Source organism: Bradyrhizobium sp. USDA 3240 (assembly GCF_054063295.1).
Genome location: NZ_JBSSGD010000002.1, coordinates 7,997,121 through 8,022,999, shown reverse-complemented (window position 1 = coordinate 8,022,999; position 25,879 = coordinate 7,997,121). Strand labels below are relative to the sequence as shown.

Below are 25,879 nucleotides of genomic sequence, written 5' to 3'. Positions count from 1 at the left end.
GTGGAAAAACCCTAACGTTAATGCCATTAAGGACGCGTTACCGAATTTGGTAGGGATAACAACGGGTAAACGGCTGCCTTTTCGTGATGCCGTTGAAGATGTTGGCTTTCCGCATGGGACGCCGTCGCTGCATGCGCAAAAGGTCTCCCCGTAGAACAACGGACATGGGATAGCTTTGCCGAGAGGAAACGAACAAGCGAGCAGGACAGGATGAAGGCGGTCGTCGTCGAGCAATACGCACCCATCGATCGGATCGGGCTGAAGGAGATCGCTGTCCCACGGCCCGCCACCGGACAGATCCGCGTTCGGGTCCACGCCGCGAGCATCGGCTTCGTCGATGGGCTGAAGGTCGAGGGCCGCTATCAGACCAAGGATGCCCTGCCCTTTACGCCCGGTGCGGAATTCGCCGGCGTGGTCGACGAGGTCGCAAGCGACGTCGCCGGCATTGTACCGGGCATGCGGGTGATGGGCGCGGCGCGCTCGGGCGCGCTGGCCGAGTACATCCTGGTGCCGCCTGCCGCCGTCGAGGTCATGCCTAACGGCCTGTCGATGGAGGCCGCCGCCGCCTTCCGCACCAATTACCTCACCGCGCTGTACGCGCTCGCCGAACGCGGCTCGCTCAAGGCCGGCGAGCAGTTGCTCGTGCTCGGTGCCGCCGGCGGCACCGGCGTCGCTGCGATCCAGGTCGGCAAGCTGATCGGCGCGCGCGTCATTGCCGCGGCCTCGACCGACGAGAAGCGCAGCTTCGCGGCGAGCTTCGGCGCCGACGCCGTCGTCGACTATACCAAGCCCGACTGGCGCGATGCGCTGAAGGACGCAACCGGCGGCCATGGTCCCGACGTGATCTTCGATCCGGTCGGCGGCGAGGTCTCGTTGCAAGCATTCCGCTCGATCGCCTGGAACGGCCGCCATGTCGTGGTCGGCTTCGCGGCAGGCCAGATCCCCGCTCTGCCGTTCAATCTGCCGCTCTTGAAGGGCGGCCTCCTGATCGGCGTCGACGCCGCGCAGATCGCGCGCCGCGAGCCCGAGGCGCAGGCGCGCGTGATGACGCAATTGTCGGCATGGCTGAACGACGGCCGGCTGACGCCTGTCGTCGGCAAGGTGTTCGAGCTTGAAGATTTCCGCGCGGCGTTCACAACGATGCAGACCCGCGCGGCGCTCGGCAAGATGGTGGTGCGGATCGGGTCGTGAGAGAGGCACCGCCCTCACCTCATCCTCGCTGTCGTCCCTGCGAAACCTACCAGACCCGTCATCCTGAGGAGCGCGTAGCGCGTCTCGAAGGATGCACGGCCACCGTGAGGCCGTCCGGCTTCGAGGCTCGCTTCGCTCGCACCTCAGCATGATGGGGATAGTTCTGATTCAGCTGTCAAACTCCTTATTCGGTGTCATCACCCGCGCATGCGGGTGATCCAGTATTCCAGAGGCAGTTGTGCTCGAATCGAGGGGCCGGGCGTACTGGATCGCCCGCATGCGCATGCGCGGGTGATGACAGATGTGCATTAGGACACAGCTTCGCATTCTCGCGACATCAATTGTCCGAGTCTTGCTCTTCGTTTTGCCGCTCTGCGAACAGAGGGCGCAGGGAAAGCCGGGTGCCGATCGCACCCATGGGCCCCGTGCAAAAGGTAGAAAGCACGGGGGGTAGGACCACAGGTGTAACCGGAAACAACCCGGCTTTCCCTGCGCGATGGGTTACGGCTTACTTCGTGCTCTCCCCGGCGAGACTGGGCTTGCTTGTCACCGCCTTCGCAAACGCGCTTTCGCGTTTTGCGAGAGGACACCTGCCGCTAGGGCGTCAGGACCACACGACTTCACCGTCCGCTTCATGCGCACTCGTCAGTTGCGCAATTCGCGTCCACCGCATCTCGACCCACGTTCGTGACGACCGCGAAGCGCCCCTCGTGCCGGGTGAGACAGGCATATTGAACATCTGAGTTGGGTCCGTCGTCAAGTCAAATTCTGAAAAGCCGAATGACCTAAATCAAGGATCCGGGGCCGGCGGACAAACTATCATACGTTATTGTCGCCGGAATCCGCGCCACCTACCGTTTGCCGAAAACGGCTGTGGGGAGAAAAAAGTGCAGGACATGCTGACGCATCTTGAGAAGCTTCGCACCGACGCTGCGGAGTGCGCGCTGATCCGCGACCTGGCCACGGACGTCCAGAAGCGCGAATTGTTCACCAAGCTCGCTGAGGATCTTGCGGCCCTCGCCGCGGAAGTCGAGAAAGCCATTGCCGCGGCCGGCAAGGGCGAAGCCGTCTAGGCGCGCGCTCATAGACCCGGGGGGGCGCTCGTCCTCATGCAGCGGGACAGAGCGGATATTGCAGGCTCGCCACAATGGGGCGATCGAGCGAAAACGGCGTCGCTATGCCTGATCGATGTCCGCTCATGTAGCGGAAACGCTTGCCATGATTTTCCGGATGGCAATCGACAAGTCGGAGTGACTGAAGGGCTTTTTCAGAAGGGCTCGCTCGCCCGTAGGCAATTCCGGAATGGCTCGTTGAGCCGTATAGCCGGAGGTAAGCAGCACCGGCAACGCGGGCCGCACGAAACCGATCCGTCGCGCCAATTCTACACCGCTCATGCCGTCCGGCATAACGACATCGCTGAAGACGAGATCCAGACCGGCATTCGCCTGTATTATCTCAAGCGCGGCGCTACCAGTCGCCGCCGACAGTACCGAGTAGCCGAGGTCCTGCAACATCCCGCTGGTCGTGGCCCGCACGTCGGCATCGTCTTCGACGACCAGAACGACCCCGGTTCCAGTCTCCAACGTGGCCTCAGCCGGCTTCCGGACGATCGGGACGGAGTCCGTCGACCGCCTCAGGAACACCTCGATCACCGTCCCGCATCCCGGCGCGCTGGTCACCGCCACGAATCCCCCGGATTGCTTGGCGAATCCGTAGACCTGACTCAGCCCCAATCCCGTTCCCTTTCCGACATCCTTTGTTGTGAAGAACGGCTCGAAAACGTGCGCGAGCACCTCCGCCGACATTCCGACCCCTGTATCCCCGACAGATATCATCGCGTATTCGCCAGCCGCCGCTTCCCATCGGGACGCGAACGCTTCGTCGACGCGCCGGTTGGCCGTCTTGATGACGAGCTCTCCGCCTTGTGGCATCGCATCGCGCGCGTTGATGGCAAGGTTCACTATGGCGGTTTCGAGTTGATGCGGATCGGTGCGGCATTCCCAGAGATCCCGGCCCCTGACGAATTTCGTCTTGACGGTCTCACCGACCGCCCGGTCGAGAAGATGTTCGAAGGTCGGGATCAGGTCATTGATCTGAACGACTTCGATTTGCAGATTCTGACGGCGAGAGAACGCCAACAGCTGCTGGTTCAGTTTCGACCCGCGAGCCACGGCCTGCCGTGCCGCCTCGAACAGCCGCACAACCCTCTCGTCGCCCGACATGCGGCGGCCTAGCATGTCGAGGCTACCGCCGATGATCATCAAAAGGTTGTTGAAGTCGTGCGCGATGCCGCCCGTCAACTGCCCGACGGCTTCCATTTTCTGGGCCTGCCGCAACTGCTCGTCGACTTCACGCCGTTGGGTGATGTCCGCGGTCACCCCTGTGATGCGGACGGGCCGTTTGCCGTCATAGAAGGTTCGACCCTTCACGTTGACCCAACGCACCGCGTTGTCGCTGGCCCGACGAATCCGGTGCTCGAACTCGACCGCGCCGCTCGCGCGCGCTGTTTCAAACGCCTCGCGAACCTTGTGTCGATCTTCCGGAACGAAGCGATCCGCCAATGCCGCCAGGTCGAAGGGAGCGGGACTCGTCGCGTTGCCGAAAATCCGGTCGTGCCGCAGCGAACATCTCATCCGATTGTCGGAAAGATCGAGCTCCCATATTCCCATTTCCGCGGCGTCGAGCGTCAGCTGGAGATTCTCTTCGGTCTTGCGCCGTTCGATGATCTCGTTGGCGAGCTTCTCGTTTGCGGCGCTCAATTCGCGGGTCCGCATGCGGCTGGACGTCAGGTCCGTCACAATGCCGCAAACCAGTCTCGGCATTGCCTCGTCCACCTTCAGATCGATCAGGGAGATGTTGACGGGCACTTCGTGACCGAGACAATTCACGATCCCGAACTCTCCGGAAACTCCCGGGCCGGCGCCGGTCGCGATCATGTTCGACAAGACCCTCCCCTCGTCGACACTAACGTATCTGGTGAGTGGTTGGCCTATGATGCTGTCGTGTGGGCTGGCGACGAGCGTCGCGAAACGTTCGTTGCAGTACAGGATAGTCCCTCTTTCGGAAAGCGTGATGGCTCCTTCCTGCATCTGCTCGACGAGAACCCGATATGGACGATCGGCATTTTCGAGCGTGTAGACCTGCTGCCCTTGCGAGCCGGCGATCACGACGGCATCCACCGCTCCGGTGCGGATGGCCTCCAGGGTCTCCTCCGCTTCCCGGAGGCGCGAGATCAGTTCCTCTCCGGTTAGCGATTCGTACTCCGTGTCGTTGGCGGCGCGTTCCGTCATCGGATAGTCAGCTGCCCGGCTTCACGGGCGTCAAGTTCAATCCCGCAAGGACTTTTTCATTGTCGGACAGATCCCCGATGATCCGGCGCAGCGGCTCGGGCAAGATCTTGACGAGCGTGGGAGTCGCGATGATCTGCAGTTCGCGGGTCGAGTCGGGGTTCTCGTACACGTCGACGACTTCGAGATCGTACCGGCCGTGAAGGTTCTCCTCGCATATCCTGCGCATGTTGGCGATGGCCCGGGCGGAACGCGGCGTAGAGCCCGTCACGAAAAGGCGCAGCTTGTATCTGCCATCCGGGTGGTTTGCAGAGGTCATGTCCGGCTCTTTCCTATCGGCCGCAGATCCAACCCGACGATCACCTTCTCGGAGTTCGAAAGGTCGCCGATCATGCGCTTGAGCGGCGGCGGAAGCCGCCGGACGAGCGTCGGTATCGCGACGATCTGGTCACCAGCGGCCAGTTGCGGCGACACGACGAGATCGATCACCTCGATCTTGTACCGGCCGGCGAGGTTTTCCTCGCATATCTTCTGGAGGTTCGCGATCGCCGCCAGCGATTTTGGCGTCTGGCCTGCCACGTAGAGCCGCAAATTGAACTCGGCGATATCGTCGGGGGCGCCGTTCGAATCCATCATCGGTTTCCTCCGCGCTTCTGCGCCATTGCGGCGCGATCCGACGCCGCCGATGCGCTCCGGACGCCCTGATGCGCAATGACCTTTGAAACCTCTTCCGCTTCGGCCTCGAGCTCTGCCCGCATTTCCGCGATCTGGCGCTCCAACGCCTCCCGCTTGCGCGTCAATACGCGCTGACGTTGCTCGGTCTGCTCGCTGCGTTCGCGATCGGCCTCGCGCTCGCGCGCCTCCTGCGCCATCCTGGCTGCACCGGTCAAGACGCCTTCCGGACCGAGATAAGGCGCTGTGAGATGGATACCGTCGTCTTTGATCTCGTACTCGCGGATCTGCTTCGAGTGGCTCATGCCGCGCGACTTGAGCAAGTACAGGGTGCGATTGCGCTCACCGTCCGCTTCGACGTCCCGCAACGAGATCCACGTGTCCATGAGCGAAGACACGCTTCGCTCGCTCTCGTTCATCAGATCGTCGATAGCCGACAAGCTGGTGAACACGGCCGTAATCCCCCTGGTCTTGCAAATGTCGGCCAGCCGGACGAGCGTCGCATGGATTTCCATCGCGGGTCCCCGAAACGCAGATATCGGATCGACGACTATGGTGGCGGGCTTGAATTTCTCGATGTCGCGGTTCATGCGGGCCAGATGCATCTCGAATCCGAAGAGGCTCGGTCGTGCCGCTTCGAACCGGAGCAGACCGGAATCGAGGTGCTTCTTCAGGTCGATCCCGACGGATCTCATGTTCCTGACGACCTGATCGGGAGATTCCTCGAAGGCGAAATAGAGGCTGCGTTCGCCGCGGCCACATGAGGCATCGGCGAAGGCCGCCCCGAAAGTCGATTTGCCCGTTCCCGCCAATCCGGAGATCAGCACACTCGACCCTTTGTAATAGCCGCCTCTTCCCAGCATGGCGTCTAAATCCTTGACGCCGGTGGGAACGGCCTCATCCGAGATGGAATGACCGAGGCCCGCCGACGTGATCGGCAGGACGCTGATTCCTTCGTCGTCGATCAGGAAGGGATATTCGTTGGTCCCGTGGGCCGAGCCCCGGTATTTGACGACGCGCAGGCGGCGAGTGACCACCTGCTCCTGAACGCGGTTGTCGAGAAGGATGACGCAGTCCGAAACGTACTCTTCGATGCCGAAGCGGGTGAGCTGGCCATCACCGCGTTCCGCCGTGATGATGGCGGTAACGCCTTTGTCCTTGAGCCAGCCGAACAGGCGCCGAAGCTCCGCACGAAGGATCGCAGTATCGGCGAGCCCCGAGAAGAGGGCTTCGATCGTGTCGAGAACGACCCGTTTTGCCCCGATCGTATCGATCGCGTGCCCGAGCCGGACGAAAAGGCCCTCCAGATCGTACTCACCGCTTTCCTCAATCTCGGCGCGCTCTATCCGGACGTAGTCGATGACCAGCTTCTTGCTGGAAATCAATTCCTCGACGTCGAAGCCGAGCGAATTCACGTTCGTGGCTAAATCCTGCTCACGCTCTTCGAAACTCATAAACACGCCGGTCTCGTCGAACCTGGTCGCGCCGTTGACGAGAAACGTCATTCCAAAGAGAGTCTTTCCGCATCCGGCCGAGCCGCATAGCAGCGTCGGCCGACCGGTCGGCAGGCCACCGAGTGTCAGATCATCCAAGCCGCCGATGCCCGTCCGAGTTTTTGGAAGTTGAACCGATGGTCCCGCGGCGAGGACCGGAGATTTACGATTTGCCATTCAAAGACCTTTTTGAACCGGCGCGGCCACTCTTGCGGCTCGCAAATTGATGCTTGGGCAACTGCGACGTATCGGACGAACCAATGCGCTCCTTCAAGGCTGTCTCAAGAAAATTGGTCAAAGTTCGATTTTCCTGCTTCGCGCACGCACGCGCGATAGCCAGTAAATCAGGATCGATCCGAACGGTGATGGCCTGCTTCATGGCTTCGCGCTTTCGCTGACGAAAAGGTATTGCTCACGTATTTCAGAAGCAATACGGGCGCGCCTGCGATATTTCTCCGGAAATTAGGAACCAATCCGAAGCTGTCCGGCGGCGCATCAGCCGAGCGCAGCACCGCAGGGATTCCACTGATCAGCGCATCGATCCGCGATGCGCGCTATACGATGCGATCGAACACCGCCCGCACGGCCCGCGCACTCGCAAGCTCCACGGCTCGAAAAACGCGGCATGCTGCTCGCGCAGGAACCAATACTGGAGCGGCGCATTCTTATTTCACCCCTTGGTTGAACGGTAACATCCCGCTATCATCGGCACGTGCCGGTCCCGTGGTGTTGATTGTTCACCGGGAGGTAATTTGGCGGCATCTGTTGTATTTCAGGATTCTTCCCTTGGCACATTTTGCATATCGAACATCCAGCACCACGTCCCGATCGCGCGGGCGAAGCATCGTCGCCTGAGACGCGCGATGAAGATGGACAAGGCCACCTGGTACGTCTCGTTCGCCATCAGAACCCCTGACGCCGGACACCACCGCTTCGCGCGCCAGACCCGCACCTTCACGACCGAACAGGATGCCAAGGTGTTTGCGCGTACCCTGCTCGAACAGACTCAGGACGTCAGCGCCGGAACGATCAATCCGCACACGCCGAGACGCGTGATCGCGCCGGCTGCGATCGCGGCCTGGGCCGGCGAGAGCTGAAATCCACTTCTACAAAAAGCGTGACGGCGCGAATGGCGCAAGCGGGATCTCCGGCACCTTGCCGCTGAGCAATTGCGCGACCAGCCGGCCGGTGCGGGCCGAGCCGACCAGCCCGACATGGCCGTGGCCGAACGCATAGACCACGTCGCGCGAGACGCGGCTAAGGCCGATGCAGGGCCGCCCGTCGGGCATGCTCGGGCGATGGCCGAACCATGTCTTGATCCGTGAGGGTGGAATGTCCCTCGGCAGCTTCGGGAACATGCTGAAGAGATGCTCGCGCAGGATCTCGCCGCGCTTCCAGTTCGGCGCGGCGTCGAGCCCCGCGATCTCCACCGTGCCGGCGGCACGCAGGCCCTTGTCGGTCCAGTTGACCACCATCTTGGCATCCGAGGCCATCATCGAATTGCGCGGCCCGGATTCCGGATTCTCGATCATGACGTGGTAGCCGCGCTCGGTCTCGAGCGGCAACGGATCGCCGATCGATGCGGTCAGCTGCTTCGAGCGTGCGCCGGCGGCGACCACCGCGGCGTCGCAGGCGATCTCGCCACGCTCGGTGACCACGGCGACCAGCCTGTCGCCCGCAAGCTTGAGTCCTATCGCCTTGGCGGCTATGCGTTCGGCGCCGCTCGCGATCGCGTGCGCGGCGAGCGCTGCGACGTAGGCGCCGGGATCGCGGCAGCGGCCGGCCTCCTCGACCACGACGCCGAACTTGTAGCGCGGATGCAGATCGGGCTCGCGCTGGCGCATCTCGTCTTCATCGAGCTCCAGCCATTCGATGCCGACGCGCTTCCGAATGCGCCAGCCGAGGTCGCGGTCGAACTGATCGCGCGAGGGAAACACGTGCATCACCCCGCGCCGCTCGATCAGTTCGGCCACGCCGGCTTCCTCGGCGAGCTGCCGGTGCAGCAGCGGCGCGTCCTTGAGCAGATCGCGCATCGCCCGCGCGGTGGCTTCGACCTGCGCCTCGATGCGGCTCGACAGCAGATACTTGATCAGCCACGGCAAGGCTTTCGGCAGATACGACCAGCGGATCGAAAGCGGCCCGAGCGGGTCCATCAGATAGCCCGGCACCTTCTTCCAGGTGCCGGGCTCGGCCGGCGGGATCACCGAATGCGACGACAGCCAGCCGGCATTGCCATAGCTCGCGGCCTGGGTGCCGCCGGGCTCGCCCGGATCGATCAGCGTGACACGATGGCCCGCGCGCAGCGCCTCGATGGCGCTGATCACGCCGACCGCGCCGGCGCCGATGATCGCGACGTGACGGCCGGCGGAGTCAGGCATTATTGCGCAGCCTGCTCGGGCACAAAATCCTTGCCGACCGACAGCGCGCGCTGATCGACCAGGCAGTGCAGGATCGCCGGCTTGCCGGAGGCCAGCGCCCGCTCGAACGCCGGCGCGAAGTCTTCGGTGCGCTCGACCCGCTCGCCATGGCCGCCGAACGCCTTGGCGTAGAGCGCGAAGTCCGGGTTCTTGAGCTGGGTGCCGACGACGCGGCCGGGATAGTCGCGCTCCTGATGCATCCGGATGGTGCCGTATTGCGCGTTGTCGATGACGACGACGATCAGCGGCGCGTCATACTGCACAGCGGTGGCGAACTCCTGCCCGTTCATCAGGAAGCAGCCGTCGCCCGCGAACGCGACGACGACGCGATCCGGATGCTGCCGCTTGGCCATCACGGCCGCCGGTACGCCGTAGCCCATCGAGCCCGAGGTCGGCGCGAGCTGGGCGGCGAAAGCGTGGAAGCGGTGGTGTCGATGAATCCAGCCGGCGTAATTGCCGGCGCCGTTGCAGACGATCGCATCCTTCGGCAGCCGGTCACGCAGCCAGGTCACGACCTCGCCGTACTGGAAATAGCCCGGCAGCTCGCGCGGCTTGTCGGTCCAGGCCAGATAATCCGCGTGCGCCTTGGCCGCCTCGCCCTTCCAGGCGGGCGCGGCTGCGGGCTTCATGCTCTCGACCGCGGCAGCGAAGGCTGTGGGCGTCGCCTGGATCGCCAGAGCGGGCTGGTAGACGCGGCCGAGCTCTTCGGAGCCCGGATGCACGTGAATGAGCTGCTGGCTCGGTGTGGGAATGTCGAGCAGCGTGTAGGACGACGACGGCATTTCCGACATGCGGCCGCCGATCAGGAGAATGACGTCAGCGCCGGTGAAGCGATCCCTGAGCTTCGGGCTCGGGCCGATGCCGAGATCGCCGGCATAATGCGAATGGTCGGCGTCGAACAGCGAGGCGCGGCGGAACGAGGTCGCGACCGGCAGGTCGAAGCGTTCGGCAAAGCGCGCAATGCCGTTGGCGGCCTCTGCGGTCCAGGCCGAGCCACCGAGCACCACGATCGGTGCCTTGGCACCGGCGAGCATGCTGCCGAGGCGTTCGAGATCCGACGGCGCCGGCCAGCTCTGCGCAGGCTCGACCTTCGGCGCGTCGGCGACCGCTGCGGTCTCAGTCAGCATGTTCTCCGGCAGCGAGATCACCACCGGACCGGGGCGGCCCTGCAGCGCCACGCGGAAGGCGCGCGCGACCAGCTCCGGAATGCGGTCCGGACGATCGATCTCCACCGCCCATTTCGCCATGGTGCCGAACACCGCCTTGTAGTCGAGCTCCTGGAACGCCTCGCGCTCGCGCATGCCGGTGTCGACCTGGCCGACGAACAGGATCATCGGGGTGGAATCCTGCATCGCGATGTGCACGCCGTGCGCGGCGTTGGTCGAGCCCGGGCCGCGGGTGACGAAGCAGATGCCGGGACGCCCGGTGAGCTTGCCATAGGCCTCCGCCATCATCGCAGCACCACCCTCGGCGCGGCAGATCACGACGTCGACCGGGCTGTCATGCAGGGCGTCGAGCGCCGCCAGATAGCTCTCGCCCGGCACGCAGGTGACGCGCTCCACCCCTTGCGCGACCAGCTGGTCGATCAGGATCTGGCCTCCGGTGCGGGCGTTGCTTTTGGTCATGAGGGCTCCCTGCGGCATTGGCGCGCGCTTGCGGCTCGCGCGGAACGTGATCCGACGGGGGTATGATAGACGGGATTATGGCGCAAGGCCGAACTCGCCGCGGGATGCCGCGGCGGCATCGAGCCATGCGGCAGGGAAAGGGCAGCGGCGGGACGCCACTTATTTGCGCAGAGCCGGCGGTTGCCGCGCCGCATCCACGGACTCCGTCATTCCGGGGCGATGCGCCAGCATCGAACCCGGGATCTCGAAGTTGCGGCGCGAGATTCCGGGTTCATGCTTCGCATGCCCCGGAATGACGGCGAACCTTTACAGCGAGCGTGCGATCAGCACCTTCATGATCTCGTTGGTGCCGCCATAGATCTTCTGGATGCGGGAATCGATGAACATGCGCGAGATCGGGTATTCCTGCATGTAACCGTAGCCGCCATGCAGCTGCAGGCATTCGTCGGCGGTCTCGACCTGCTTCTGCGAGCACCACCATTTCGCCATCGACGCCGTCACGGTGTCGAGATCGCCGGCGACCAGGCGGTCGACGCACCAGTCGACGAACACGCGGGCGATCATCGCCTCGGTCTTGCGCTCGGCGAGCGTGAACGCGGTGTTCTGGAATTCGATCAGCGGCTTGCCGAAGGCTGTGCGCTGCTTGGTGTATTCGGCGGTGATCTTGACCGCGCGCTCCATCGAGGCGACCGCCCCGATCGCAAGCGACAGCCGCTCCTGCGGCAATTGCTGCATCAGCTGGACGAAGCCGTTGCCCTCCTCATTGCCGAGCAGGTTTTCCGGCGGCACCGTGACATTGTCGAAGAACAGCTCCGAGGTGTCGGACGCATGCAGGCCGATCTTGTCGAGGTTGCGGCCGCGCCGGTAGCCCTCGGCGCCTGCGGTCTCCACGACGATCAGCGAGATGCCTTTCGCGCCTGGTGCTCCGGTGCGCGCCACGACGACGACGAGATCGGCGGCCTGGCCATTGGTAATGAAAGTCTTCTGGCCGTTGATGACGTAGGAATTGCCCTGCTTTTTCGCCGTGGTCTTGACCGCCTGCAGGTCGGAGCCGGTGCCGGGCTCGGTCATCGCGATGGCGCCGACCATCTCGCCCGACGCCATCTTCGGCAGCCACCGCCGCTTTTGCTCCTCCGAGCCATAGTTGACGATGTAGTGCGCGACGATCGCGCTGTGCACGGAAACGCCGGTGGTCAGCTCCGGGACCGTGCTCTCGAGGTCATCGAGCACGGCGGCGTCATAGGCGAAGCTGGCGCCCAGGCCGCCATAGGCCTCCGGCACGCTCGGCAGCAGCGCGCCCATCTCGCCGAGCGCGCGCCAGGCGGAGCGGTCGACCAGCTTCTGCTCGCGCCATTTCTCGGCGTGCGGCGCCAAATCCTTGGCGAGGAATTTGCGGAACTGGTCACGGAAGGTGTCCAGCTCCTCGGTCATCCAGGACGATCGGTAGTGCATCATTCCCTCTTTGTTAGTTCTATGCGTCATAAACGGCTTGTGCCGACAACCAGGACCTATCCCCGTCATTGCGAGCGAAGCGAAGCAATCCATCTTACCGCTTGTGCGGAAGGATGGATTGCTTCGTCGCTATCGCTCCTCGCAATGACGGGGAGGCACCACGACGCGTTGTGACGCAACCAGACTAGACGATCAAACCGCCGCCGGCGACGATCACCTGACCACTGATGTAGTTCGATTCCGGAGCGCAGAACAGATAGACCGCGTCCGCCGCCTCTTCCGGCGTGCCGCCGCGGCCGAGCGGGATCATCCGGCCCATCGCCTCCAGCATCTGCGGCTGGACGCCGACCTTGATGTCGCGAGCGGCGACGTCGATGGTCTTCTGCTGGCTCTCGATCGGCTGGGTCAGGCGGGTGTTGATCAGGCCGAACGCCACGCAATTGACGTTGACCTTGTAGCGGCCCCACTCCTTGCACATCGTGCGCGTCAGCCCGATCAGCGAGGCCTTTGCGGAAGAATAGCTCGCCTGCCCGGCATTGCCGTAGAGGCCCGCGATCGAGGAGATGTTCACGACCTTGCGGAACACCTCGCGGCCGGCCTCGGCCTCCTTCTTCGCCATCACCCGGATCGGCTCGGATGCCGCGCGCAGGATGCGGAACGGGGCGACCAGATGCACGTCGAGCATCGCCTGGAACTGCTCGTCCGACATCTTCTGGATCGTCGAGTCCCAGGTGTAGCCGGCATTGTTGACGATGATGTCGAGGCCGCCGAATGTTTCGATGGCCGCACCGACGAAGCGATCTGCAAAGCCTGTCTCGACGACGCTGCCATTGACCGCGATCGCCTCGCCGCCCATGGCCTTGATCTCGGCGACGACGGCGTTACCCGGCTCCGCGTCGAGATCGTTGACCACGACCTTCGCGCCCTCGCGCGCGAGCTTCAGCGCAATCGCGCGCCCGATGCCGCGGCCCGATCCGGAGACGAGCGCGACTTTGCCTTGCAGTTTCGACATGGTTTCTCCCTCGAAGACTTCTCTCGTTGCGTTCCGCTTCACCTCGCCCCGCCTGCGGGGAGAGGTCGGAACACATCGTCAGATGCGTTCCGGGTGAGGGGGTAAAGGTCTCGCCGAGAGCAGAGCTCGCGGAAGCAGCCCCTCACCCCAACCCTCTCCCCGCAAGAGCGGGGCGAGGGAGCGCAGTTTCTTCGTGGCGACAGTTCGTCACCCCGCTACAGCGCGATAACTGCTTCCCCCGCGAGCTTGATCTCGCCGTTCTGGTCCTTCGTCGTCAGCGTGAGTTTTGCCCGCTTCTCGCCGCCCTGCTCGATCAGCTCGGTCACCGTGCCCTCGCAGGTCAACGCGGCGCCGAGCTGGGTGATCGCGGCAAAGCGGGTCGAGAACGAGCGGATGCGCGACGGGCTGACCGCGTCCGTCAGCGCCTGGCCGAGATAGCCCATGACCAGCATTCCGTGCGCGAACACGTCCGGAAAGCCGGCTTGCTTGGCGAAGTCGATATCGACATGGATCGGATTGTGATCGCCGGAGGCCCCGCAATACAGCGCGAGGCGATGCCGGGTGATCGGCGGGAATTCCTTGTGGACGATGCGGTCGCCGACCGACGGGATGCTGCTGCTCATGACGGCCTCGCATTGCGCACCACGATGGTGCGCGAGGTATCGGCGACATGCACGCCGGCCTGGTCGGTGACCGCGGTCTCGACCACGATCAGCGTCATCGCCCCGCCCTTCTTCTCGGTCACGCTGGTGACGCGCGGCCGGAAGGTCAGGGTGTCGCCGACGACAACGGGGGCGTGATAGTCGAAGCGCTGCTCGCCATGCAGCACGCGGGCGAGATCGATGCCGAGCGCGGTCAGGAACTCGAACGCATCAGGCGCATCCATCATCTCCAGACAAAACAAATAGGTCGGCGGCACCGGTGCCGCTGCCCCATCGCGATAGACCGCATTGGTCTCGCCGAGCGTGTCGAGGAAGAAGCGCAGACGCCCCGGCTCGACGCGCGCGGTCACCGGCGTAAACGTACGCCCGACAGCGGATTGATCGACCATGGGCTGCCTCAGGCGCGTTCGTAGAGCGTCACGACGCAGGCGCCGCCGAGGCCGAGATTGTGCTGCAGCCCGAGCCGCGCGCCCTCCACTTGCGTCGCAGCGGCCGTACCGCGCAGCTGCCGCGTCAGCTCGTAGCACTGCGCAAGCCCGGTGGCGCCAAGCGGATGGCCCTTGGACAGCAGCCCACCGGACGGATTGGTGACGATCCTGCCGCCATAGGAGTTGTCGCCGTCATCGATGAATTTCGCGGCCTCGCCCTCGCCGCACAGGCCGAGCCCCTCATAGGTGATCAGCTCGTTGTGGGCGAAGCAGTCATGCAGCTCGACGACGTCGAGATCCGCAGGCCCGATGCCGGCGGCTTCATAGACCTTGCTCGCGGCATCGCGCGCCATGTCGTAGCCGACCACCTGCATCATGTCGGAGGCACCGAAGGTCGAGGGCGTGTCGGTCGTCATCGCCTGCGCGGCGATGCGGACGCTCTTGTTGAGGCCGTGCTGGTCGGCGAATTTCTCCGAGACCAGGATCGCGGCGGCGCCGCCGCAGGTCGGCGGGCACGCCATCAGCCGCGTCATCACGCCGGGCCAGATCACCTGGTCGTTCATGACGTCGTCGGCGGTGACTTCCTTGCGGAACAGCGCCAGCGGGTTGTTCTTGGCGTGACGGCTCGCCTTGGCGCGCACTTTGGCAAAAGCACTGAGCGGCGTGCCGTATTTCTTCATGTGACTGAGGCCTGCACCGCCGAAATAGCGCAGCGCCAGCGGCACGCCGGGCGCATCGACGAGCTTGTCGGCGGCAGCGTCGAAATCGTCGAACGCGCTGGGGCGATCGGTGAACACGGCGCCCAACGCGCCGGGCTTCATCTGCTCGAAGCCGAGGGCCATCACGCAATCGGCGGCGCCCGATTCAATTGCCTGCCGCGCCAGGAACAGCGCGGTGGAGCCGGTCGAGCAGTTGTTGTTGACGTTGACGATCGGGATGCCGGTCATGCCGACCGGATAAAGCGCGCGCTGGCCGCAGGTGGAGTCGCCATAGACGTAGCCGACATAGGCCTGCTGCACACGGCCGTAATCGAGCCCGGCGTCAGTGAGCGCGAGCTTGGCGGCCTCGGCGCCCATCACATGATACGGCGCATTGGCGCCGGGCTTGACGAACGGGATCATGCCGACCCCGGCAACATAGGTGCGTGACGTCATCGCGGATCCTCCCGGAAATTACCCACTGGACTATTTATTACCCATGGGTAATATACGGGCACCCTTCCGGAGTCAATGCGACAACAGCCACGCGATGGACGCCCGCTTCCCCCCTTCCAGTACCGAGTCGCCCTGGCTGCCGTTCGAGAGCCGGCGCCGCGCCCGCGACGAGAAGCGCGAAGCCGTGCTGCGCGCCGCCGTGCAGCTGTTCCTCGAACAGGGTTATCACCGCGCCACGCTGAACGACGTCGCCAAGCGGCTGAACATCACCAAGCCGGCGCTCTACAATTACTTCCGCGGCAAGGACGAGATCCTGTTCGAGTGCTGGTCGATCGGCCACGAGCTGGTCGACGAATGCATTGCCGAGACCTCGGCCGGCGCCGGCAGCGGCCTCGACAAGCTGCGCAAGCTCACCATCCGTTACGCCGAGCTGATGACGACGGACTACGGCAAGAGCCTGGTCCGCTTCGATCTCCGCGATCTGAGCGAGCACAACCGCAAGACCGTGCAGACCGCGAAGCGGCGGATCGACCGTGCCTTCCGCGACTATATCGCCACTGGCATCGCGGACGGTTCGGTGAAACCCTGCGACCCGAAGCTCGCGGCGTTCGCCATCGCCGGCTCGCTGAACTGGATCGGACACTGGTTCCAACCCGGCGGCGAGCTGACCGGACGCGCCGTCGCCGAGGAATTCGCGATCCGCCTCACCGACGGCATCGCCAAAACAACAACGCGAACGACATCAACGCGCAAAGCAGCCGTTCCGGCTGCAGAGAAGGCGGGCAAACCGCCTCGCAAGGGAAACGTGGGAAACGCATCAAGGGAGGACGGGAGTGAACATCACACACGGGCTGCGGCGGGCGCTGCAGGTCAATCCAAACGGGCTCGCGGTCGTCTGCGGTGAGCAGCGGCGCAACTGGCGCGAGGTCGGTACTCGCGTCGCCCGCCTCGCCGCCGCGATCCGCTCGCTTGGCGCCGATAACGGCGACCGCGTCGCAATCCTGTCGCTGAACTCCGACCGCTATCTCGAACTCTATCTGGCCGTCGGCTGGGCCGGCGCCGTGATCGTGCCGCTCAACATCCGCTGGTCGCCGATTGAGAACGAGGACGCGCTGCGCGATTGCCGCGCCACGATCCTGTTCGTCGACAAGGCGTTTGCGCCGGTCGGCGCGACGCTCGCCAAGGCCATCCCGGGCCTCAAGCTGGTCTATGCCGACGAAGGCGAGACGCCGGCGGGCATGGAGAACTACGAGACACTGATCGCGCGCAGTGAGCCCATTCCGGACGCGATGCGCACCCGCGACGACCTCGCCGGCATCTTCTACACCGGCGGCACCACCGGCCGCTCCAAGGGCGTGATGCTGAGCCATGGCAATCTGATGGCCAATGCGCTGAACGCGCTCGGCGAAGGCCTGTGGCCGGGCACCTCGATCTATCTGCACGCCGCGCCGATGTTCCACCTCGCCAATGGCGCGGCGATGTATTCGGTGCTGCTGTCCGGCGGCTCCAATGTCGTGATCCAGGGCTTTACGCCCGACGGCGTCGCAAGCGCCGTGCAGAAGGAGCGCATCACCGACGTGCTGCTGGTTCCGACCATGATCCAGATGTTCGTCGATCACCCGACGCTCGGCAACTACGACCTCTCGTCGCTGAAGCGGATCTCCTACGGCGCCTCCGTGATCAGCGACGCCGTGATGATGCGCGCCATGAAGGCGCTGCCGCATGTCGAGTTCACCCAGGCCTATGGCATGACGGAGCTGTCGCCGATCGCGACGCTGCTGCACTGGAAGGAGCATATCGGCGACGGCCGCGCCAAGGGTCGGCACCGCGGCGCCGGCCGCGCCACGCTTGGCGCCGAGGTCAAGATCGTCGATGCCGACGACAAGGTCGTGCCTTTGGGCACCGTCGGCGAGATCGCGGTGCGCGGCGATATGGTCATGATGGGCTATTGGGAGCGGCCCGAGGAAACCGCGCGCGCCGTGATCGACGGCTGGATGCACACCGGCGACGGCGGCTACATGGACGACGACGGCTTCGTCTACGTGGTCGACCGCGTCAAGGACATGATCATCTCCGGCGGCGAGAACGTCTATTCGGCCGAGGTCGAGAATGCGCTGGCCCAGCATCCGGCGGTGGCGCAATGCGCCGTGATCGGCATCCCGAGCGAGCGTTGGGGCGAGCAGGTCCACGCCGTCGTGGTGATGAAGACCGGCGCCAGCGCCACGCCGGACGAGCTGATGGAGCACTGCAAGGCGCTGATCGCCGGCTACAAATGCCCGCGCAGCGTCGACATCACGGCAACTCCGCTGCCGCTCTCCGGCGCCGGCAAGATCCTCAAGCGCGAGCTGCGCGAACCGTATTGGGAAAACCGCGAGCGGCGCGTCAGCTGATGCGCTGCTCCGACCTAGTTCTCGTCATTCCGGGGCATGCGAAGCATGAACCCGGAATCTCGAGATTCCGGCTCGATGCTCCGCATCGCCCCGGAATGACAGGGTCCTCATGACGCCATTCAGCCGCGGACGTTGACATCGGAGCACACGACCGATTGGATCAATCTGAGATTCAATCCAGCGAGTTCCGATGTCCGCACCTGATACCAACGCCGACGGCAAACCCCGCCGCCTGATGCACCGCCGCTCCGTCGAATGTCTCGGCTATCTCCGTGACGACGGGCTGTGGGAGGTCGAGGCGCGGCTGGTCGACACCAAGCCCTATGCGCGGCAGGACAAGCATCGCGGCCTGCAGCAGCCCGAGGATCCCGTGCACGACATCAGGCTGCGGCTCGCGGTCGACGACAGCTTCACGATCCGCGAGACCGGCACCACGATGGCCTCGACGCCCTACCCGTCCTGCATCGACGTCGAAGGCATTCTGCAGCGCCTGGTCGGCGAACGCATCGGCAAGGGCTGGCGCGATCTGGTCCGCCACAAGATCGGCAAGCTCGAGACCTGCACCCATCTCGCCGAGTTGCTGGGCCCCGCGGTGACGACGCTGTTCCAGACCGCGACCTCCGGCAAGGACCCGCAGGGCCGCGGCGCGCTCGATCACCAGCAGGGCGTCACTGAGCCACCGTTCTTCGTCGGCGGCTGCTATTCGTGGCGGCTGGATGGACCCGTCGTGGCCGAGACTTTTCCGCAGTTCGCGAAGAAGCCTGTCGAGTTGAAGCAGGGTTCGTGAGTGACGCCCCAGCGCAGCCCACGGATACTCTGTGAGAAGCATCAGGGGGTGAACGTGGAGAAATACGGCGCCGGGTCGATTGTCGTGTCGGATTATGATCCCAACTGGCCCGCCTTGTTCGCGCAGGAGCGCACGCGGATCGAGCAGGCTCTCGGCGCGTTCGCATTGGCCATCGAGCATGTCGGGAGCACGGCCGTTCCAGGCCTGCCGTCGAAGCCCATCATCGACCTGCTGGTTGGCGTGCGAAGCCTCGAAGAGGCCGAGCAACACTGCATCAAGCCGCTGGAGGCGCTCGGCTATACCTACATACCTGAATATGCATCGTGGATCCCCGGCGAGTTGTTCTTCCGCAAGGGGCCGCCGGGTCCGTGGACCCACCATCTGCACATGATGGAGCCGTCGCATCCGAATTGGGAAGCGCGCCTGGTGTTTCGCGATTATCTGCGCGCTCACGGTGAGTCGGCCCGCGCCTACGCCGACATCAAGCGGGCCCTCGCCGCCGCCTCACAAGACGACATCGAAGCCTATCGGACCGGCAAGGATGCTTTCGTCGAGGAGACCACAGCCAAGGCGCGTGCGTGGCGCGCAGCGGCACGAGCCCGATAGCACAAGCGGACCTTGGCAAGCCTGCACGTTCCTTACCGAACAAGACCCTCGCAATTGGCTGCTGCGCCAACCAGCCCTGCGTCGCGATGGGTTGATCCATCCTGGGAGCTAACGTACTCGTCCGGGCATGAACGAACACAAGGCCGGCGCCAAGCCGGCAGCCCTTCCTGACAAAAAAGCCATTCTGCTCGGGGTCGCATGCGGTCTTGGCGCGGCGCTGTGCTGGGCTCTCGGCTTCGTGGCGACCCGGCACGGCCTGAAAGTCGGGTTCACGCCTGTGGACCTCTTGATGCATCGCTTCCTGTGGTCGGGCATCGTGTTCATCCCGCTCGTTGTGCGCGCCGGCCTGAAAGACCTCTGCGGCATCGGATGGGGCCGCGGCATGGCGCTGATGATGCTGGGCGGGCCGGTGATGTCGCTGATCAGCTATGCCGGCTTCGTGTTCGTGCCCCTCGGGCACGGCAGCGTGATCCAGCCTTCCTGCGCGACCCTGGGCGGACTGTTTCTCGCGGTCGTCCTGCTGAAGGAACAGATCTCACTCTCGCGGGTCGCCGGCGCAATCGTCATCGTTGTCGGCCTTGCCGTCATCGGCAGCGAGTCGATCGGCCACATGGGATTGAGCGCCGTGATGGGCGATTTGATCTTCGTCACGACCGGATTGATGTTTGCGGGCTTCGCCACGCTGGTGCGCTATTGGCGCGTGTCTGCGCTCTCGGTGGCGACCGTCATCAGCGTGCTGTCGCTCTCGCTATTTCCGCTGTATGCCGCCTCGGGCGGGCTCGCCCGCGATGCGGCGATCGGCCTGCACGAGAATGCGCTGCAAGCCGTCGCCCAGGGCATCCTGGCCGGGCCCGCAGCCATGTATCTGTTCGCGCTGTCGATCCAGCGCCTCGGCGTGGCCCGCGCCGCCGTATTTCCCGCGACCGTGCCGGTGCTGACCTTGCTGCTGGGATGGCTGCTGATCGGCGAGCCGCCGACGACACTGCAGGCGGCCGGATTGGTCACCGTATTGGCTGGGTTCTACCTCGCGCAACGTCAGAGCTAGTCCGTCGGGTGGCTAACTCACCCTAAGAGATCACGCCGCCGCGGAATGCTCGTGCACGGCCTGCGGCGGGTTGCGGAAGCCGATTGCGATCCGGTTGTAGGTGTTCATCAGGCCGATCGCGATGGTCAGGTCGACCAGTTGCTTCTCGTTGAACACGGCGCGCGCCGCTTCATACACGTCATCCGGGATCGCGGTCTCCGCCACGCGCGTGACGGTTTCGGCCCAGGCCAGCGCCGCACGCTCCTCGGCGTCGAACAGCACCTCCGCCTCGCGCCAGGCCTGCAGCAGCGCCAGCTTCTCGATCGCAACGCCCATTTTCTGCAAGCTGCGCGTATGCATGTCGAGGCAATAGGCGCAGCCGTTGATCTGCGAGATGCGCAGGTAGACGAGCTCGATCAGCGCAGCCGGGAGGCCGCATTGCGTGAGGTAGCCGTAGACGCCGCCGAGCGCCTTGATGCCCGCGGGCGCGACCTTGTTGTAATCGATACGCATGCTCACGGCTTGTGTCCTTCCTTGTCGAAGACGGTCAGCGCCTTGTCGTTGCTGTCGACGACAAACACGGCGAGGATCTTCGCCGGCTCGGTCGCGCTGGCGTTTCGCCCAAGCACGTGATGGGCGCCGGGCGGCTCGAAGAAGCTGTCCCCGGCCCGATAGATGTGCGCGGCCTCGCCCTCCAGCTGGCTCTCGATCGCGCCCTGCAGCACGTACACGTAGAGAAATGCCGACTTGGCATGATGGTGCGGCTCCGAGGGCTCACCCGGCGGGAAGTTGACCTCGACCGCGATCAGCGACTTGCCGGGAATGTTGGTGATGGCATGCTCGAATTTCGGCGTCACCGATTGCGCCACAGCGGGGGTTGCAAGCGCGGCGCAGGCCAGCAGCGTCGTCCATAGGATCTTCATCAGGTGCCTCCATTGCTGTCGTAAAAATGCGGACGCGCGGGCCTGAAAAGAAGCACCAAGAATGGACCGAATTGGTGTACCACGGGCCATGCCCAACCCGCTTCCCATCGCGCTCGACCGCTCGGCAAGGACGCCGCTCTCCGAGCAGATCCGCAAGGCGATTGCGGCGGCGATCGACAATGGCGTGTTGGTGCCGGGCGCCCGGTTGCCGTCATGGCTCGATCTCGCCGCGCAGCTCGGCGTTGCGCGGGGCACCGTGCGCGCGGCCTACGACAAGCTGTCGGATGCCCAGCACATCGTGTCGTCGAAGGCGAACGGCACCACCGTCGCCAGGCGGCCGCGGAAGATTGTAAAACCCGATGCGCCGATCGCTCCCGGATCGGTCGTGGAGATGTTTCATGACCTGAGCGGTCAGGGACACTTCCGGATGGGCGTCCCCGCACAGGACGCGCTCCCTGCGAAGTTGCTGGCGCGAATCCGCGCCCGCGCCGTTCGGGCGGAATTGAGCGCGGTGACCCGCACCATCGATCCACGCGGCGAGCTCGAACTGCGGCGGGAGATCGCGGCGCACCTCGCGATCGCGCGCGGGCTTGAATGCTCGCCCGCACAGATCGTCATCACTTCTGGCTTCAGCGGCGGACTGGGCCTCACGTTGCGCGTGCTCGGCCTCGAAGGCCGCCGGGCATGGATGGAAGACCCGGGATTTCCATTGACCCGAAAGGGGCTCGAGCTCGCCCGGCTGGAGTTGGTCCCGATCCCTGTCGACGGCGACGGCCTCGATGTCGACCACGGCCTCAAGCACGCGCCCGACGCGGCGCTCGCGGTCGTGACGCCGGGACAGCAGGCGCCGCTCGGACCGACGCTGTCAGCCAAGCGTCGCGCGCAACTGCTCGACTGGGCCGCGCAAACCGGCGCCTGGATCATCGAGGACGACTATCTCGGCGAGTTGCAGCTCGATGGCCGCGCCGCGCCCGCGCTTGCCTCGCTCGACCGTGCCGGCCGCGTGATCCATCTCGGCTCCTTCAGCAAGACCATCTCGCCGACGCTGCGGCTTGGATTCCTGGTTGCGCCCGAACAATTGGCGGCGCAGTTCGCCGATGTCGCGACATGCCTTGCCCCTGCTCCGGGACCAGCCGTGCAGCTTTCCACCGCGGAGTTCATGCGCGACGGCCACTACATCCGCCATCTCCGGCGCACCAAGCGGACCCATGGCGAGCGCCGCGACGCGCTAACGGCTGCGCTGCGACCGTGGAGCAACGATGTGCGGGTTGCCGGCCTCGCGGTCATGCTGGCGCTGCCCGACAACGCCGACGATATCGCGATTGCGCGGCAGGTGCTGGCGCATGGGCTGGCGCCCGCCCCGCTCTCGCCCTGGTATCTCGCACCGAAACGCGCGCAGCCCGGTTTGCTGCTCGGCATCGCAACCGTGCCCGATCGCGGGATTCAGGCCGCCTGCAAGCGCCTGTTCGAAGCGATCCGCGCCGAAGGTCGCACTCAGGGCGCGTCTGCGTCGCGCCGCGTCAGGAAATCCGCAGCCCGGTGAGCGCAAGGCTCAACGCCTTGAGCCGTTTGCGCGCCTCGGCGTCATAGGCCTGGGCATGGGCGCGGGCCTCGCGCTTGCCGTCGAAGAACAGCCCGCTCTTGCCCGCGACGTCGTCGTCCTGAACCAGACGCAGGATGGCGTCGCCGCCCTGCTCGACGGTCGAGATCGGCGTCGCGCCGCTGGCGCGCACCATCGTGGTGTTCATGTAGGTCGCCGGATGCAGCGAATTGACGGTCACCCCGCTGCCTTCGAGCTCGGCGGCGAGGTCGATGGTGAACATGATCTGCGACAGCTTGCTCTGCGCATAGGCGCGGGCGCCACTGTAGTTCTTGGTGATCATCACATCGCCGAAATCGATCGGGTGCTGGCCGAGCGATGCGACATTGACGATGCGCGCCGGCTTGCTCGCCTTCAGCCGCGGCAGCAAGAGATGCGCGAGCAGGAAGCCGGCGAGATAGTTCACCGCGAAGCGCAGCTCGTGGCCGTCCTTGCTGGTCTGCCGTGCCGGCCCTTCGTTCTGCGAGCCGATGCCGGCGTTGCAAACCAGCACATCAAGGCGCTCCTGATCGTCGAGCACCAGCTGGGCGAACTCGCGGACCTCGGCGAGCGAGGACAGATCGGCCTGATAGAACATCGGCTCGCGGCCGGAGACCCGCTTGATCTCGTCGGCGAGGGTCTGCGCCCGCTTGGTATCGCGGCCGTGGATCAGGACCCGGGCGCCGGCAGATGCCAGCTTCATCGCCACGTAGCGGCCGACGCCATCGGTGGAACCGGTGATCAGCACGGTCTTGCCTGCCATATTCATGGACATCGCCCTTCGGTCGTTCTCCCAGCGCTGCCAGCAAAGATAAATGCGCTAGCCGAACATTGCCATGGCATGCCGCGACGCGATCACCCCCAAAACGGCGCCGAAATGGCCCGCTCACAGCCCTCTTCCACGGCCACCAGATGCGCAGTCTGTCGCGCGGCCTGCGGTCGCGCGGCGCCGCGCCGCGCGTCAATGTGAATGCATTCTGATATCGTCAGGATGAACGACAAGGCCAGGATCGGCAAGGGTCGGCAAGAATCGGAATGTCCTCGACCATTCCAGACAGGTTCTCCCGGAAAGCTCCCTCGCTGGAGCCGTTCGGCATGCTGCTGTCATTCGCGGTGCTGACCGCGCTGCCGATCATCCTGACCGTTGGTCTGGTTGAGCCCGCACTCGTGCTGCCCGCGCTCAGCCTGGTGTTGTTCGCAGAGGCAGCCATAGCCGCGCTTGCGGCGCGCGTGATCCACATGCGTGCAAGCGTGGCGAACCTCACGCTGTGGGATTTTGCCGGAGCATTCACCTTCATGGGATGTGCGGCGGCGATCCTCGGCGAGCCGGATCAGGCGGCGCTGTTCTTCGAGGAACAGGCGGCGCTGCGTCCGGCATAGAGCATGATCCGGAAAAGTGTGAAGCGGTTTTCCGAAAAGATCATGCTCAAATAAGAACAAGGCGCGATGACAATCCAATCTGATTTCATCGCGCTTTGACCGTAATCCCAGGCCGGGCCCCTCTGGCAGCCACAAGCTGCGATGTCGGACTGGAACTCAGTTGGAGTGGCCCTGCTTCGACCCGCGACGCGGACACGCGCCGCGGCGGATTCGCCGTCTGCATGGCGGCGGCGTCGAAACGGTCCACTCCCCGACCTAAAGGGGAGCATTGCTCATGTCCGAACTGTTTTCACTCGACGCCCTCAGCGCCTTGCTGCAGGTCGTCGTCATCGACCTCGTGCTGGCCGGCGACAACGCCGTCGTGATCGGCCTCGCCGCGGCCGGCCTGCCGGCGCAGCAACGCGGCAAGGCGATCCTGATCGGCATCGCGGCCGCGACGCTGCTGCGCATCCTGTTTGCGCTCCTCACCACGCAATTGATGCAGATAGTCGGCCTGCTGCTGGCCGGCGGCATCCTGCTGCTGTGGGTGTGCTGGAAGATGTGGCGCGAGCTGCGCGCCACCGCGCAGGAGACCGCGGCCGAACATGCCGCCGATGGCGCGGAAGGACAGCGCAAGACGCTGTGGCAGGCCACGACCCAGATCATCATAGCCGACGTCTCGATGTCGCTCGACAACGTGCTCGCGGTCGCCGGCGCGGCGCGCGAGCAGCCGATCGTGCTGGTGTTCGGCCTTGCGCTCTCGATCGCGATGATGGGCGCGGCCGCGACCTTCATCGCTCGGCTGCTGCAAAACCACCGCTGGATCGCCTATGTCGGCCTCGCCGTGATCCTCTACGTCGCCGTCGACATGACCATTCGCGGGGCGACCGAGATCGCGAAGGTCGCGCCGGCCTGACGATCGAAAGCAAAACGGCGGGCCTTTCGGCCCGCCGTTCCGCAATTCGAAGAGGCGCGTTGCCTCAGTGGATTTCCGCCGAACGCTTCAGCGCTTCCTTCAGCTTCTCGAGCGTAAAGTCCTTGCTGCGCGCGATATCCAGGATCGGGGTCTCGCGGCGGCCGCAGAGCTCGGCGGCCTCGGGCAGCTTCGCCGCGATCTCATAGGGGATCACGATCGCGCCGTGGCTGTCGGCGTGGATCAGGTCGTCGGAGCGCACCGTCATGCCGGCGACACGGACCTCGCCGCCAAAGCTTTCGGCATGCACCCAGGCGTGCGACGGGCCGATCGAGCCGGCCAGCGCCTGGAAGCCCGGCGCCCATTGCGGGATGTCGCGGATCGAGCCATCGGTGATGACGCCGAGACAACCGAGCGCCTTGTGCACCGCGCTCTGCACCTCGCCCCAGAATGCGCCGTAGCCGACGTCGAGACCGTCAATGTCCTGGATCACGGAAATGCGCGGACCGAAGCCGGTGCCGACATATTCATAGTATTCGATGCGGCGCTTCGACTGCTCCTCGGCCGAGAGACCGGACTTCAGCACCGAGCGGATCGCGACCGTGCGCGCGTAGCCGACGATCGGCGGCAAGGTCGGGAACGGGCAGACCAGCGGCTTCACGGTGTAGCCGATCAGACGGCGCTCCGGCGCGACGATCTCCATCGCATTGCAGATCGTCGGCGTGTCGTAGCGCGCCAACGCCTCGAGGACGGAAGCAGGCAGCGGGGCGGAAGCGGATGTCACGGCGTTTCTCTCCTGATTTTTGGCGTTCGCTGGGCCGTCTCAGCCTATAGCCGAGATCGCAGGCGAACCCAACTGAGCCACGCTCATGGCTGATATTTGCTGGGACGAAACAACTGCACCA

At 64.8% G+C, this 25,879-nt stretch carries 28 protein-coding genes; 12 read left to right on the top strand and 16 right to left on the bottom strand.

Annotated features, from left to right (window positions below; all coding sequences use genetic code 11):
• Positions 1-210: 210 nt before the first annotated feature.
• Together ACVIGA_RS38220 and ACVIGA_RS38215 are read left to right on the top strand one after the other, a co-directional pair.
• Positions 211-1,191: an NADPH:quinone oxidoreductase family protein gene (locus ACVIGA_RS38220; RefSeq protein WP_456670103.1), complete on the top strand. Its 981-nt coding sequence runs from the start codon at positions 211-213 to the stop codon at positions 1,189-1,191.
• 887 nt (positions 1,192-2,078) lie between these two features.
• A complete protein-coding gene (locus ACVIGA_RS38215) occupies positions 2,079-2,264 on the top strand; it encodes a hypothetical protein (protein WP_456671020.1) in 186 nt (61 codons plus the stop codon).
• A gap of 123 nt (positions 2,265-2,387) precedes the next feature.
• Here the strand turns inward: ACVIGA_RS38215 and ACVIGA_RS38210 are convergent, their stop codons facing one another.
• From ACVIGA_RS38210 to ACVIGA_RS38190, 5 genes are read right to left on the bottom strand one after another with little or no spacing between them, the layout of a single operon-like run.
• Positions 2,388-4,481, bottom strand: coding sequence for a response regulator (locus tag ACVIGA_RS38210; protein WP_456670102.1), 2,094 nt, complete (start codon positions 4,479-4,481; stop codon positions 2,388-2,390).
• Between the two features lie 7 nt (positions 4,482-4,488).
• On the bottom strand, positions 4,489-4,797 hold the full coding sequence (locus ACVIGA_RS38205) for a circadian clock KaiB family protein (protein ID WP_223973248.1): 309 nt from the start codon (positions 4,795-4,797) through the stop codon (positions 4,489-4,491).
• Complete coding sequence (locus ACVIGA_RS38200) at positions 4,794-5,114, bottom strand: circadian clock KaiB family protein (RefSeq protein ID WP_456670101.1); 321 nt, start codon at positions 5,112-5,114, stop codon at positions 4,794-4,796. The genes ACVIGA_RS38205 and ACVIGA_RS38200 overlap by 4 nt, the downstream gene beginning before the upstream one ends.
• On the bottom strand, positions 5,111-6,820 hold the full coding sequence (gene kaiC / locus ACVIGA_RS38195) for a circadian clock protein KaiC (RefSeq protein WP_456670100.1): 1,710 nt from the start codon (positions 6,818-6,820) through the stop codon (positions 5,111-5,113). Before kaiC ends, ACVIGA_RS38200 begins: the two co-directional genes overlap by 4 nt.
• Positions 6,807-7,022: a hypothetical protein gene (locus ACVIGA_RS38190; RefSeq protein ID WP_456670099.1), complete on the bottom strand. Its 216-nt coding sequence runs from the start codon at positions 7,020-7,022 to the stop codon at positions 6,807-6,809. Before ACVIGA_RS38190 ends, kaiC begins: the two co-directional genes overlap by 14 nt.
• Positions 7,023-7,051: 29 nt before the next feature.
• On the opposite strand from ACVIGA_RS38190, the gene ACVIGA_RS38185 reads away from it, so the two are divergent.
• Entirely contained in the window at positions 7,052-7,498 is a 447-nt protein-coding gene (locus tag ACVIGA_RS38185) for a hypothetical protein (protein ID WP_456670098.1), read from the top strand.
• 8 nt (positions 7,499-7,506) lie between these two features.
• The gene (locus ACVIGA_RS38180; RefSeq protein ID WP_456670097.1) at positions 7,507-7,740 is read left to right on the top strand and encodes a hypothetical protein; all 234 of its coding nucleotides are present in this window, start codon (positions 7,507-7,509) and stop codon (positions 7,738-7,740) included.
• Between the two features lie 9 nt (positions 7,741-7,749).
• Here the strand turns inward: ACVIGA_RS38180 and ACVIGA_RS38175 are convergent, their stop codons facing one another.
• From ACVIGA_RS38175 to ACVIGA_RS38145, 7 genes are all read right to left on the bottom strand, one after another.
• Positions 7,750-9,021, bottom strand: a complete 1,272-nt coding sequence (locus tag ACVIGA_RS38175; protein ID WP_456670096.1) for an NAD(P)/FAD-dependent oxidoreductase — start codon at positions 9,019-9,021, stop codon at positions 7,750-7,752.
• Positions 9,021-10,685 carry a thiamine pyrophosphate-binding protein gene (locus ACVIGA_RS38170; RefSeq protein ID WP_456670095.1) on the bottom strand — a complete coding sequence of 555 codons (1,665 nt, stop codon included), beginning with the start codon at positions 10,683-10,685 and terminating at the stop codon, positions 9,021-9,023. The genes ACVIGA_RS38175 and ACVIGA_RS38170 overlap by 1 nt, the downstream gene beginning before the upstream one ends.
• A 306-nt stretch (positions 10,686-10,991) precedes the next feature.
• Positions 10,992-12,137: an acyl-CoA dehydrogenase family protein gene (locus tag ACVIGA_RS38165; RefSeq protein ID WP_456670094.1), complete on the bottom strand. Its 1,146-nt coding sequence runs from the start codon at positions 12,135-12,137 to the stop codon at positions 10,992-10,994.
• A gap of 184 nt (positions 12,138-12,321) precedes the next feature.
• A complete protein-coding gene (locus ACVIGA_RS38160; RefSeq protein ID WP_456670093.1) occupies positions 12,322-13,149 on the bottom strand; it encodes an SDR family NAD(P)-dependent oxidoreductase in 828 nt (275 codons plus the stop codon).
• A gap of 215 nt (positions 13,150-13,364) precedes the next feature.
• Entirely contained in the window at positions 13,365-13,772 is a 408-nt protein-coding gene (locus ACVIGA_RS38155) for a MaoC family dehydratase (protein ID WP_456670092.1), read from the bottom strand.
• Positions 13,769-14,200: a MaoC family dehydratase N-terminal domain-containing protein gene (locus ACVIGA_RS38150; RefSeq protein ID WP_456670091.1), complete on the bottom strand. Its 432-nt coding sequence runs from the start codon at positions 14,198-14,200 to the stop codon at positions 13,769-13,771. Before ACVIGA_RS38150 ends, ACVIGA_RS38155 begins: the two co-directional genes overlap by 4 nt.
• Before the next feature lie 8 nt (positions 14,201-14,208).
• The gene (locus tag ACVIGA_RS38145; RefSeq protein ID WP_456670090.1) at positions 14,209-15,393 is read right to left on the bottom strand and encodes a lipid-transfer protein; all 1,185 of its coding nucleotides are present in this window, start codon (positions 15,391-15,393) and stop codon (positions 14,209-14,211) included.
• On the opposite strand from ACVIGA_RS38145, the gene ACVIGA_RS38140 reads away from it, so the two are divergent.
• The 5 genes from ACVIGA_RS38140 (at position 15,380) to ACVIGA_RS38120 (ending at position 20,221) form a co-directional block, all read left to right on the top strand.
• The gene (locus ACVIGA_RS38140; RefSeq protein ID WP_456670089.1) at positions 15,380-16,297 is read left to right on the top strand and encodes a TetR/AcrR family transcriptional regulator; all 918 of its coding nucleotides are present in this window, start codon (positions 15,380-15,382) and stop codon (positions 16,295-16,297) included. The genes ACVIGA_RS38145 and ACVIGA_RS38140 overlap by 14 nt on opposite strands.
• A complete protein-coding gene (locus tag ACVIGA_RS38135) occupies positions 16,227-17,783 on the top strand; it encodes a long-chain-fatty-acid--CoA ligase (RefSeq protein ID WP_456670088.1) in 1,557 nt (518 codons plus the stop codon). The genes ACVIGA_RS38140 and ACVIGA_RS38135 overlap by 71 nt, the downstream gene beginning before the upstream one ends.
• Before the next feature lie 190 nt (positions 17,784-17,973).
• Positions 17,974-18,570: a DUF2889 domain-containing protein gene (locus tag ACVIGA_RS38130; protein WP_456670087.1), complete on the top strand. Its 597-nt coding sequence runs from the start codon at positions 17,974-17,976 to the stop codon at positions 18,568-18,570.
• A complete protein-coding gene (locus ACVIGA_RS38125) occupies positions 18,571-19,176 on the top strand; it encodes a GrpB family protein (protein ID WP_456670086.1) in 606 nt (201 codons plus the stop codon).
• Positions 19,177-19,303: 127 nt separating this feature from the next.
• Complete coding sequence (locus ACVIGA_RS38120) at positions 19,304-20,221, top strand: DMT family transporter (RefSeq protein WP_456670085.1); 918 nt, start codon at positions 19,304-19,306, stop codon at positions 20,219-20,221.
• A gap of 30 nt (positions 20,222-20,251) precedes the next feature.
• Here ACVIGA_RS38120 and ACVIGA_RS38115 read toward each other — a convergent pair whose 3' ends face one another.
• Entirely contained in the window at positions 20,252-20,719 is a 468-nt protein-coding gene (locus tag ACVIGA_RS38115; protein ID WP_456670084.1) for a carboxymuconolactone decarboxylase family protein, read from the bottom strand.
• The gene (locus ACVIGA_RS38110) at positions 20,716-21,123 is read right to left on the bottom strand and encodes a cupin domain-containing protein (RefSeq protein ID WP_456670083.1); all 408 of its coding nucleotides are present in this window, start codon (positions 21,121-21,123) and stop codon (positions 20,716-20,718) included. Before ACVIGA_RS38110 ends, ACVIGA_RS38115 begins: the two co-directional genes overlap by 4 nt.
• Before the next feature lie 88 nt (positions 21,124-21,211).
• Between ACVIGA_RS38110 and pdxR the strand changes: the two genes are divergently transcribed.
• A complete protein-coding gene (pdxR, locus tag ACVIGA_RS38105) occupies positions 21,212-22,666 on the top strand; it encodes a MocR-like pyridoxine biosynthesis transcription factor PdxR (RefSeq protein WP_456670082.1) in 1,455 nt (484 codons plus the stop codon).
• Here the strand turns inward: pdxR and ACVIGA_RS38100 are convergent.
• Positions 22,644-23,471: an SDR family NAD(P)-dependent oxidoreductase gene (locus ACVIGA_RS38100; protein WP_375780425.1), complete on the bottom strand. Its 828-nt coding sequence runs from the start codon at positions 23,469-23,471 to the stop codon at positions 22,644-22,646. The two genes, pdxR and ACVIGA_RS38100, sit on opposite strands and share 23 nt — an antisense overlap.
• 266 nt (positions 23,472-23,737) lie before the next feature.
• On the opposite strand from ACVIGA_RS38100, the gene ACVIGA_RS38095 reads away from it, so the two are divergent.
• Together ACVIGA_RS38095 and ACVIGA_RS38090 are read left to right on the top strand one after the other, a co-directional pair.
• On the top strand, positions 23,738-24,082 hold the full coding sequence (locus tag ACVIGA_RS38095; RefSeq protein ID WP_456670081.1) for a hypothetical protein: 345 nt from the start codon (positions 23,738-23,740) through the stop codon (positions 24,080-24,082).
• 274 nt (positions 24,083-24,356) lie between these two features.
• Positions 24,357-24,977: a TerC family protein gene (locus tag ACVIGA_RS38090; RefSeq protein WP_456670080.1), complete on the top strand. Its 621-nt coding sequence runs from the start codon at positions 24,357-24,359 to the stop codon at positions 24,975-24,977.
• A gap of 64 nt (positions 24,978-25,041) precedes the next feature.
• Here the strand turns inward: ACVIGA_RS38090 and ACVIGA_RS38085 are convergent, their stop codons facing one another.
• A complete protein-coding gene (locus ACVIGA_RS38085) occupies positions 25,042-25,758 on the bottom strand; it encodes an RraA family protein (protein WP_456670079.1) in 717 nt (238 codons plus the stop codon).
• Positions 25,759-25,879 lie beyond the last annotated feature (121 nt).